Origin of the sequence: Desulfobacter latus (genome assembly GCF_013389365.1) — a bacterium.
Classification (GTDB): Bacteria; Desulfobacterota; Desulfobacteria; order Desulfobacterales; family Desulfobacteraceae; genus Desulfobacter; species Desulfobacter latus.
The window spans coordinates 1-10,415 of the sequence record NZ_JACADJ010000096.1 but is presented as its reverse complement, the minus strand read 5'-3'; the positions used below and the strand labels follow the sequence as shown (position 1 = coordinate 10,415).

Genomic DNA, 10,415 nt, shown 5'->3' with positions numbered 1-10,415 from the left:
GAGATAAAGAACTGTGATGGAATTATATCAAGTATTTATAAATTATACTTATTTATTGACATAAAGTGTATTTTAAGACTGATTTTTAAAAGTTATTAAACAAATTTTTATTAAATATTTTTAATTTTTTAAAAACGATAATAGAGCTGTAATACAAGCGTTTTAGAAATTGCATGGGTAGATTTTACGACAGTCGGGAAATTAGCCTCCGCTACCTGTTTTAGGCTTCTTTTTTTGTGCAACCGAAAATAGACCAGTTGAATATTTAACCATAATTTATATTTCTTTTGTATAACAAGTTAATCTGTAGTCTTCGTTTATCTTTCATGTTCTCTTATCTAACGGGATAACATCCGAAAAGTAAAAATAATCAGATCGGCATAAATATGAAAAAAAATCAATGCTGGAATCATTAACATCATCCGGGAAGGCTTGCAAATTTTTTTCTTTAATTTGCCACATAGTTGACCAAGCATTTATGGTATCATTACAGCGATTAGGATAAATGGGTTTACACCATTTTGCATTGCTGTTAAGAACCTTTCGACGAATTTATTTTCAAAGGAAACAGCAGATAATGGCAAACAAACTGACACTCTCAAAACTTGAACATCTCCTCCTCACAGCCTGTGATGACCTTCGTGGCAGTATGGATGCCAGTGAGTATAAAGAATACATCTTCGGCATGCTGTTTTTGAAACGGGCCAGCGATCTATTTGACCAGCGCCGGGATGAAATACGAAAAGAAAATCAAGCCCTGGGCATGTCTCCAGAAGATATTGACATTGAACTTGAAGACCGTGACAACTATTCCGGTAAATATTTTTACGTCCCCAGGCGGGCCAGGTGGAACGAAGGTTGGGATGAAGAGGTCAAAGACAAAGAAACCTGTGAAACGAAAATAGAGCACCATCCGGCATTAAAGCATGTAAAGGAAAATGTCGGCACACAACTGAACAAAGCCCTGGAAGCCATTGAGGAAGCCAACATTGATGCCCTTCAAGATGTACTCAAAGGTATCAATTTCAATCGCAAGATCGGGCAGCGGACCCTGGATGATGACACCCTTGCCGATTTTATCCAGAATTTTGAAAAAATCCCTCTCAAAGACGAAGACTTTGAGTTTCCAGACCTTCTGGGAACGGCCTATGAATGGCTGATCAAATATTTTGCCGACTCAGCCGGCAAAAAGGCCGGAGAGTTTTACACCCCTCCCGAGGTTGTCCGCATCTGCGTGGAGATCTGTGATCCCCGGGAAGGCATGAGTATCTATGACCCGACAATCGGGTCCGGGGGCATGCTGATCCAGGCCCGCGATTATTTGAGGGAGTGTGGTGGCGATCCGGGAGAACTGTCCCTGAACGGCCAGGAATCCATTGGAACCACTTGGTCGATCTGTAAAATGAACATGTTGCTGCACGGAATTTCCCATGCCGATATCCGCCAGGGAGATACCATTAAAGAGCCCTTGCACCGGGATGAGACCAATGAACTGACTCGCTTTGACAGGGTTCTTGCCAATCCCCCATTCAGCCAGAACTACAAAAAGAAGGAGTTGCAATTTCCAGGCCGGTTCCCGGTTATGATGCCTGAAAAAGGCAAGAAGGCAGACCTGATGTTCGTTCAGCATATGCTGTCCGTCATCAAATATGATGGACGGCTTGCCACTGTCATGCCCCACGGAGTCCTATTCCGTGGCGGGGAAGAACGTGAAGCCCGGCAACACTTCATTAAAAACGGATATCTTGAAGCGGTCATCGGCCTCCCAAGCAACTTGTTTTACGGCACCGGTATCCCAGCCTGCATCCTGGTGCTCAATAAAAAGGGGGCAAAAGACAGGGATCATGTCTTGTTTATCAATGCTGACAGAGAGTACCGGGAAGGCAAAGCAAGGAACTTCCTCAGACCCGAGGATATCGATAAAATCGTGTACACCTACCATGCAAAAGTGGACACCCCGGGATATGCCAGGAATGTTCCTGTTGAAGAAATCGAAGCGGAGGAGTTTAACTGCAATATCCGCAGATATGTTGACAATGCGCCGCCTCCCGAACTCCATGATGTCCGGGCTCATCTCCATGGCGGTATTCCCATTGCGGAAATCCATGCCTTGGATCATTTCTGGTCCAATTATTCGGGACTGATGCAGGACTGTTTTATCCCAAAAGATGAAATTTACATGGATCTTGCCCCGGCCATCGCAGACAAACGCAGTATTCCAGAATTTGTAACCAAGCACTCTGGTGTAGTATTGCGGCATCAAACTTTCCTGGACACTCTTTCTGATTGGTGGGAAAAGAATCTGCCCATTGTTCAAGCCCTGGCCAAAGATCCGGAAAATCAGCATGAGAATGCCGGCAATGTTTATCTTATGCGAAGGACGCTTCTGGAAAGCATCGCCGACACGTTTAAGGATCAGGATCTTTTGACCTCTTTCCAGGTACGGGGCGCCTTTGCCAATTACGTCAACACTTTGAAAGCAGATTTTAAATCCATCGCTGCCAGCGGCTGGAGGCCGGGGCTGATACCAGATGATGACATTCTTGAAAGCCAGTTCCCGGAAGTATTGGAAGAGATGGAACAGGCAAAGGCCCGCAGTGATGAACTTCTTACGTTGTTCAGTGCGGCCGGGGAAGAAGATTTTGAAGACGCTGAGGACACTGGTGTACTGCCGGCAGATGAGGTGAAATCAAAAAAGGATACGCTCAAGGCGCTTAACGCAGAGTGGAAGGGTCATTTAAAAAACCTGAAGGATCTGGCCGGAAATATCTTCTCTGAAATAAAAACAGCGGATCTCCTACCAAAAGGGGAGAAAAAAGGCTTTTATTGTACAGAAGGACTGACCCAGAAACTGCCTCTATTTTCCAACGGCAACCGGATTCTTGAACTGGCAAAACAGGTAGAGCATTATTCCGAATATGAAGATCCATTAAAACAAGCCATAACATCAGGAGAACTTGCCAAATCCAGAGCTGACCACATTACAACGGTACTGTCCAAACACAAAGCGTTGGAAGATGAACTCAAGGAAATGAAGGATACGATCAAAGCCACAGAAAACAAGCGGAATGAGCTTGTGGAAAGCGCCAGGGAAAAGATCTCGACTGATGAAGCCCGGGCCGTTATTCTTGAACGGCTTCGGTCTGTACTTATGGAAACCTACGAGGCATATCTTCGGGCTGATCTTCGCGCCTGCATCAAGGCTGTTGAGAACCTTTGGAATAAGTATGCGGTGACGGCCAAGGAAATTGAAGTGGAACGGGATACGGCCTCTGAGCAGTTGAAAGCCTTTTTGGTGGAGTTGGGGTATGAGTAGCTTATCCGATTTGTCTATGATTCATTATGGAAAATCTCCATCGGAGGTGTTAACAGAAGATGGTTCATATCCTATTGTAGGAACAGGCGGAATTTATGGCCACGCTAAAAGGGCAATGTTCTCATCCGCTATAGTGGTTCCACGAAAAGGGTCATTAGGAAATCCACAACTAATTGAATCCCCTTTCTGGCCCGTTGATACAACATATGCTGTCATACCCAAAGATCGAGTAGATATTCGCTGGCTTTATTATTGTTTATTGAATTTTGATCTAACAAAACTCAATGAAGCAACCGGTGTTCCCAGCATCAGTCGTCAGTGGTTATTAAAAATTAAATTCCACAATCCAGGAGAAAAGAATCAGAAGAAGATAGCAAAAATTTTAAAGTCAATCGACCAAACCATAGAAACAACCGAAGCTCTCATCCAGAAATACCAGCAAATCAAACAAGGGCTGATGCATGATCTGTTCACTCGTGGTGTTACACCTGACGGAAAACTTCGACCGACGAAAGAGCAAGCTCCGGCACTATACAAAGAAACGCCGATTGGGTGGATTCCAACAGAATGGCAATGGGGTGTATTAAACGAAATAACGAATCCATCACGGCCAGTTACCTATGGCATTCTTATGCCAGGATATGGATTTGACGGTGGAGTTCCCGTTGTGAAAGTGAAGGATATTCGAGGTCGAAAAATCGATATAAAAAATTTGTTACTCACATCACCACGAATTGCAAAAGAATATAACCGCTCTAAACTTGAACCAGGCGACATCCTTCTGACAATAAGAGGAACTGTTGGTAGAGTTTGTATCGTACCAGAAGGCCTTAAAGGTGCTAATATTACGCAAGATACAGCAAGAATTGATATTTTGCAGGGAAACAATGAGTTCTATAGTTACTACTTTGAAACAGATGGTGCAACCAGACATTTTAACATCAATACATTAGGGGTAGCTGTTAAAGGTATTAATCTTGGGGAGGTTAAAAATACTCCCATTCCAAAACCTCCAGTTGATGAACAATCAAGAATCGCCCAAAGAATGAATATGATAAATCTACGAATTGACATAGAGTTAGAATTATTAAAAAAATTAATGTTAAAAAAATCCGGTGTAATGCATGATCTTTTAACAGGTAAGGTCCAGGTAAAGGCTGACGAATAAGGAACCGTCCATGTCTGAATACACCGAAGTCGAACAACCCTTTCTAAAACACCTTCAAGAGCTGGGATGGACAATTGTGGACCAGGGTCCGGACATCCGCCATGATCCAGACAAAAGCCTTCGACACAGCTTCAGACAATGGATACTACCGGAAGTATTCACCCAGGCCGTCAACGATATTAACCGGACTTCAGACGGCAAACGCTGGTTGACCTCAAGACAGCTCGCCGACCTCCACGACCAAATCCTTCGGCAGCCCAACAGAACTCTTTTAGAAGCCAATGAAGCCATCCAGAAACTGATTTTTAAAGCCCAGGTGGATGTCAATGAAATCACCAGAGAGCAGGACCCGGTGGTCAAACTGATCGACTTCCAGAATCCGGAACACAATCAATTCCATGCCGTCAATCAATTCAGAATAGACACCCCGGGCTGCGTCAAACAATTCATCATCCCGGACATCGTTCTGTTCGTAAACGGCATGCCATTGGCTGTTGTTGAGTGCAAGAAAGGCGGCCCGACCTGCGCCAACCCCATGGCCGAAGCCTTTGAGCAACTGCAGCGGTACATGAACCGAAGAAAGGCAACGACAGAACAGGGGCTGAAGGAAGGAGAGCCCCGTCTTTTTCATACCAATCTGTTGCTCATCAGAACCTGCGGCCTGGAAGCGGACTTCGGCACGATTACATCAGGAGAAGAACACTTCTTTCCCTGGAAGACCCAATGGCCTAATGATGACAAGACCGCCGAGGGTAAGAAGCAGCAGGAACAATTGATCAGCGGCATGCTGAACAAGTCCAATCTGCTCCAGATTCTCAGGACATGCGCCGTATTCATGGATACGGACAGCGGCCCCCGCATTAAAGTGGTCTGCAGGTACCAGCAGTTCAGGACGGCCAATAAAATCTGCGTTCAACTCCGAGATGGTCAAACTCCGGCAGAGCGCAGTGGCGTGGTCTGGCATACCCAAGGGTCAGGCAAATCCCTAACCATGGTATTTGTCGCCCGGATCATCAGAGCGTCTACCGACTTAAGCGATTTCAAAATCATCCTGATCAACGACCGTGTCGACCTGGAAAAACAGCTTGCCGGAACAGCCACTCTGATTGGTGGACGAATAAATGTCATTGAAAACACTGCGGCGCTGAAAGTTGACCTGGGCACGGACACATCAGACATCAATATGGTTATGGTCCATAAGTTCCAGCAAAGGGAGGAAGCTCTCCCCCTCCAGGTGGCAGAAGCCCTGGGCACATACCTGGCCATGCCTTCGGGCAAACAATTCGGTGTGATCAACGAATCCGATCGGATCTTACTCATGATTGATGAGGCCCACAGGACCCAGAGTTCCGATCTTGGTGACAACATCGTAGAGGCTTTTCCCAATGCGGCAAGAATTGCGTTTACAGGCACCCCCCTGATTGCCCAGCGCCATGGCGAAAAAAAAACCTGGAAAAGATTCGGCCGGTACATAGACACCTACCGGTTGATGGACGCAGTTGATGACGGCGCCACATTGCAGATCCTATACGAAGGTAAAACCGCAGATGCGGCTTTAAATGAAAAGCACGCCTTTGAAACCGCTTTTGAAGATATGTTCAAAGACCGGACTGAAGAGGAGCTTCTGGCCATTAAAAAGAAGTACGGTGCCACTGGTGACATTCTGGAGGCGGAAAAAAGAATCAAAGCCATTGCATCTAATATAGTGGATCATTACATCGGGAATATTTTACCAAACGGATTCAAGGCCCAGGTCGTCTGCCACTCGAAGCTGGCTGCGGTCCGGTATCAAACGGCCATACAAGACGCTCTCCAAGACAGGCTCCAAAAAGAAAAGAATTCACCCGCCCCTGATCTCAATCTGATCAAACAAATGGATTCTCTCAAAGCCGCGGTTGTGATCTCCAGTGACGGCACCAATGAAGCCGCCTTTGTTACGGAAGCCAGAAAGCAGGCCAGAGGGTGGAACGCTGTGGCGAATTTTTGCAAACCCTTTGAGTTTGACAATCCGGAAAAAGAACTCACCGGCATTGCGTTTCTCATTGTTTGCGACATGCTGCTGACCGGATTTGATGCCCCCATTGAACAGGTCATGTATATTGATAAAAAAATTCGGGAGCATACCCTGCTTCAAGCCATTGCACGGACCAACCGTGTCGCCAAAGGGAAAAACCGGGGCTTTATTGTGGATTACATCGGTCTTGCCAACCACCTGACCCAGGCATTAACCTTGTATGCAGCAACTGATGAACAGGAAGAGCTGGCTCAGGGACTCAAAAACATTACCTCTGAAATGCCTGTTCTGGAAGAAAGATATCAACGGCTGCTGCAACTGTTCAAGCTCCACAAGATCCAAAGAATACAAGAGTTCATTGAGGGGACACTTGATGATATTGCAGCTGATGCCGCTGTTGTTCATGATGCTGTGACTTTGCTCAAAGATGAACAACTACGTGCTGACTTTGATGTGTACCTGAAAAAATTTCTCATGAGTCTGGACATCATATTGCCCAATCCCGCAGGCCACCCGTACCGGGTTCCTGCCAAGCGTTTCGGTTACATCTTGCGTGTAACCAAAGAACGATATAAAGACACCAGTCTGAGCCTCGGTGATGCCGGCGCCAAAGTCAAGGACCTGATCAACTCGCATTTAATCAGTTTGGGAATCAACCCCATGGTGCCACCAATGGAGCTTCTGGCAGATGACTTTATTGAAAAACTGAACCAGCATGCCGGAGGCAATACTGAAGCCAAGGCAAGCGAGATGGAGCATGCCATCAGAAAGCATTGCACTGTACATCATGATGAAGATCCGGCATTCTACAAAAGCCTTTCAGAAAAGGTAGAGAACCTCATTGATCAATACCAGGACAACTGGGACACTTTGGCTGAGGAACTTGAAAAGCTAAGGGACCAGGCTGTTGAAGGCAGAAAATCCGGAAAAGACGGGATGGGGAAAGAGGCCACTACTTTTTATGAGCACATTGCAGGTGTGGCATTTGGAAATAATGACATCCCTGACACCGCAAAACCGAAAATGAAAGATCTTATGGAAGCAATTGTTGAAACCCTGCAGTCGAGTATCGGCAGCATTGGTTTTTGGACCAATGCCGATAAACAAAAGAAAATCAGAAGTCGTATCAAGAAAGCGTTAACCCTGACCGGGATTGATGCTTTAAAGGAAAACCGGGAACGTGTTGCAATTGAAATTATGAAGCTGGCCAAAAACAGACATGATGCGTTGACCAAAGGTGGTGAGAAATGAATGTTAGACGCATAAACGATATTGACTACATTCTGCTTCCTGGAACCAAACGGAAAACTACCGATATCGTCATAGAGCGGGATGGCGTGGTAACAGTCAGGCCCCCGGAAGGATTCACCCCTGAAAAGGTAGATGCAGTGGTCCACAGCAAACGGATGTGGATATACAAAAATCTTGCAGAATGGCGGGATCTAAACGCGGCCGCTGTGGTCCGTGAGTGGGTAAATGGAGAGTCTTTTCTTTATCTGGGACGTAGCTACCGCTTGTCACTGGTGACGGACCAGTCTGAAGATCTGAAACTCAATCAAGGCCGATTCTGTTTGAAGCGATCTTTGATTGACAAGGGAGGGGAAAATGCTGCAAAAACAGCCTTTGAACGCTTTTACAAAACCAAGGGTGAAAAACGGATAAAAGACCGAATTGCCTACTACGCTCCAAAAGCAGGGGTTGCTTCCAGCGGTCTTAAAGTTAAAGACATGGGATACCGCTGGGCCAGTTGCACAAAAAGCAATCTGCTGCAATTCCACTGGAAATGTATGATGGCACCTCCAAAGATCATTGATTACATGGTGGTTCATGAGCTTTGTCACATCCATCATCGCAATCACACGGACTTATTCTGGAATGAAGTGGACAAGGTGATGCCGGATTACCGCGAAAGAAAGCAGTGGTTAAAGAAATACGGAGCAGGCTTGGATTTGTAACAAGTAATGAAAAAAAGATGACAAACTCATTTTCACGTGTTAATTTAATCCTATCAATAATTCTGAATAACACCCGCCACGCCTCTTGGGGTTTTGACCTCGAATGCGCACCCCGGCGGGTTACTTATTTTGGGGGGAAACCATGAAATATAAAAAGCCCCCTCTTGCTATTGATGATCAAATCCAACTGTTGCGTCAGCGCGGCATGGAGATACCCGATCCAGGTAGAGCAGCCCGCTACCTTTCCCACATCAGTTACTTTCGCCTTCGAGGATACTGGATTCCCTTTGAAAACAAAGAGAATGGAAAAGATCATCACTTCATGGATGGGACCACCTTTGATGATGTCCTCAATGTCTATATCTTTGATCGGAAGTTCAGGCTCTTAATGCTGGAAGCCATCGAAAGGATTGAGATTTCATTCCGGGCACATTTTGCCAACGAACTGGGCGTGGCTTATGGGAGTCATTTCTACCTTGACCCCAATTATTTTTACAGGGCTGATCTGCATGAAAACCTTTTGAACTCTTTGGGGTCTGAAATTAATCGAAGCACAGAGCTTTTTATTGAACATTACAACAAAACCTACGATAATCCGGCGTTACCTCCGATTTGGGCTTCAGCCGAAGTGATGTCCTTTGGACAACTCTCTCTCTGGTATAAGAATTTGAAAACCCGCCATGACAAAAACCGGATTGCGAGACCCTACGGTATCGATGAAAGCCTCCTACGCTCATTTATGCACCATCTGACGTTTATCCGGAATATCACTGCTCACCATGGACGGCTTTGGAATCGTCGAATGACCATTACCATGAGGATGCCCAGAAAACCCAAAGCCCTGGCAGCTATGTTAAACCCAGATGCCACCCGATATGTCGGAAACACCGTAATCATGTTGGGATACTTTCTCCAATTAATCAGCCTTGGAACAAGTTGGCCACATCGGATGCACCAATTAATAATCCACTCTCCTGGAATCCGGCCAGCTGCAATGGGATTGCAAAAAAATTGGCAACATCTTCCTTTATGGAAGGTGCCTGATGGGAATAGATAAAGGCCTGAATCAATAAACTATTTGTAGTGGCTCGGAATAATTCAGGCCGGGCTCTATTTATACGTTAATAAGATTTCAATCTGACATTATCAATAACAGAAGTAGTCAACACTCCTTTCAATAAAGGCTTTTGGCCACAATCATAGATATAGTCAACAGTTCATGATTACTGATCAGAATTAATTTTTTTAGGTTATATCTGTTAATAAAAAAAGCAGAACCATTTCTGATTCTGCCCTTAAAACTGATTGAAAGCGATTATCTATTCTTTTCTTCTGCTGACTCTTGCAAGACCTAAAAGCCCAAAGCCAAAGAGAAGTATTGTAGTTGGTTCGGGGACTGGGTTGTTTAAGTCACCAGTAATTATCAAATTGTCTATTGCTGCATTATTTCCCAGGTTGCCACCGCTTGCAGTTAGTTTAAAATAATAGTTTTCATTACCACCTCACAGAATACCAAAAAAAATAAACATATTATTATTTGTGAATAATAACGTAAATTTTGTACCCAAAATATCATAAAAAATAAAACCCAATTATTGTAGCACGTTGTTGACTTGTAGGTACTTAACCTATGAAAAACATGTTCTAATGTTATGCATAAAAAGTAATAATATGGGGGATTTTATACATAGCTATATGACCAAAACTCAAGACTACTTTCAATCTCGATTTTCACAATAATCGAGGGGTCGGATGATCGCTATCAGGAAAATGAGTAATGCCAAAGTCCACAATAATGGTATAATTGAACTCTTTTTCTGAAATTATCCGACTACCAGGTTACAAAATTATATCAAATAGTAATTTAAAGAATTAAACTTACGACTCAAATAGAATTTTTTTATTAAAATGCAAGCACTTTAAATGGCTGAAACCCACAGCCTCTATTCCTTATCCTTATAA

6 protein-coding genes are annotated in these 10,415 nt (G+C 44.5%); 5 read left to right on the top strand and 1 reads right to left on the bottom strand.

Annotated elements, in window-relative coordinates:
- Nucleotides 1-577: 577 nt before the first annotated feature.
- The 5 genes from HXW94_RS17160 to HXW94_RS17140 all read left to right on the top strand — a co-directional run bounded on the left by HXW94_RS17160 (nucleotide 578) and on the right by HXW94_RS17140 (nucleotide 9,510).
- Nucleotides 578-3,316: a class I SAM-dependent DNA methyltransferase gene (locus tag HXW94_RS17160; protein ID WP_178368123.1), complete on the top strand. Its 2,739-nt coding sequence runs from the start codon at nucleotides 578-580 to the stop codon at nucleotides 3,314-3,316.
- Nucleotides 3,309-4,484: a restriction endonuclease subunit S gene (locus HXW94_RS17155; RefSeq protein ID WP_178368122.1), complete on the top strand. Its 1,176-nt coding sequence runs from the start codon at nucleotides 3,309-3,311 to the stop codon at nucleotides 4,482-4,484. Before HXW94_RS17160 ends, HXW94_RS17155 begins: the two co-directional genes overlap by 8 nt.
- A gap of 10 nt (nucleotides 4,485-4,494) precedes the next feature.
- Nucleotides 4,495-7,749: a type I restriction endonuclease subunit R gene (locus HXW94_RS17150; RefSeq protein WP_178368121.1), complete on the top strand. Its 3,255-nt coding sequence runs from the start codon at nucleotides 4,495-4,497 to the stop codon at nucleotides 7,747-7,749.
- A complete protein-coding gene (locus HXW94_RS17145; protein ID WP_178368120.1) occupies nucleotides 7,746-8,453 on the top strand; it encodes a M48 family metallopeptidase in 708 nt (235 codons plus the stop codon). The genes HXW94_RS17150 and HXW94_RS17145 overlap by 4 nt, the downstream gene beginning before the upstream one ends.
- A gap of 142 nt (nucleotides 8,454-8,595) precedes the next feature.
- Nucleotides 8,596-9,510: an Abi family protein gene (locus HXW94_RS17140; protein ID WP_246294169.1), complete on the top strand. Its 915-nt coding sequence runs from the start codon at nucleotides 8,596-8,598 to the stop codon at nucleotides 9,508-9,510.
- A gap of 262 nt (nucleotides 9,511-9,772) precedes the next feature.
- Here the strand turns inward: HXW94_RS17140 and HXW94_RS20445 are convergent, their stop codons facing one another.
- Nucleotides 9,773-9,880: a PEP-CTERM sorting domain-containing protein gene (locus tag HXW94_RS20445; protein ID WP_218576786.1), complete on the bottom strand. Its 108-nt coding sequence runs from the start codon at nucleotides 9,878-9,880 to the stop codon at nucleotides 9,773-9,775.
- Nucleotides 9,881-10,415: the final 535 nt, after the last annotated feature.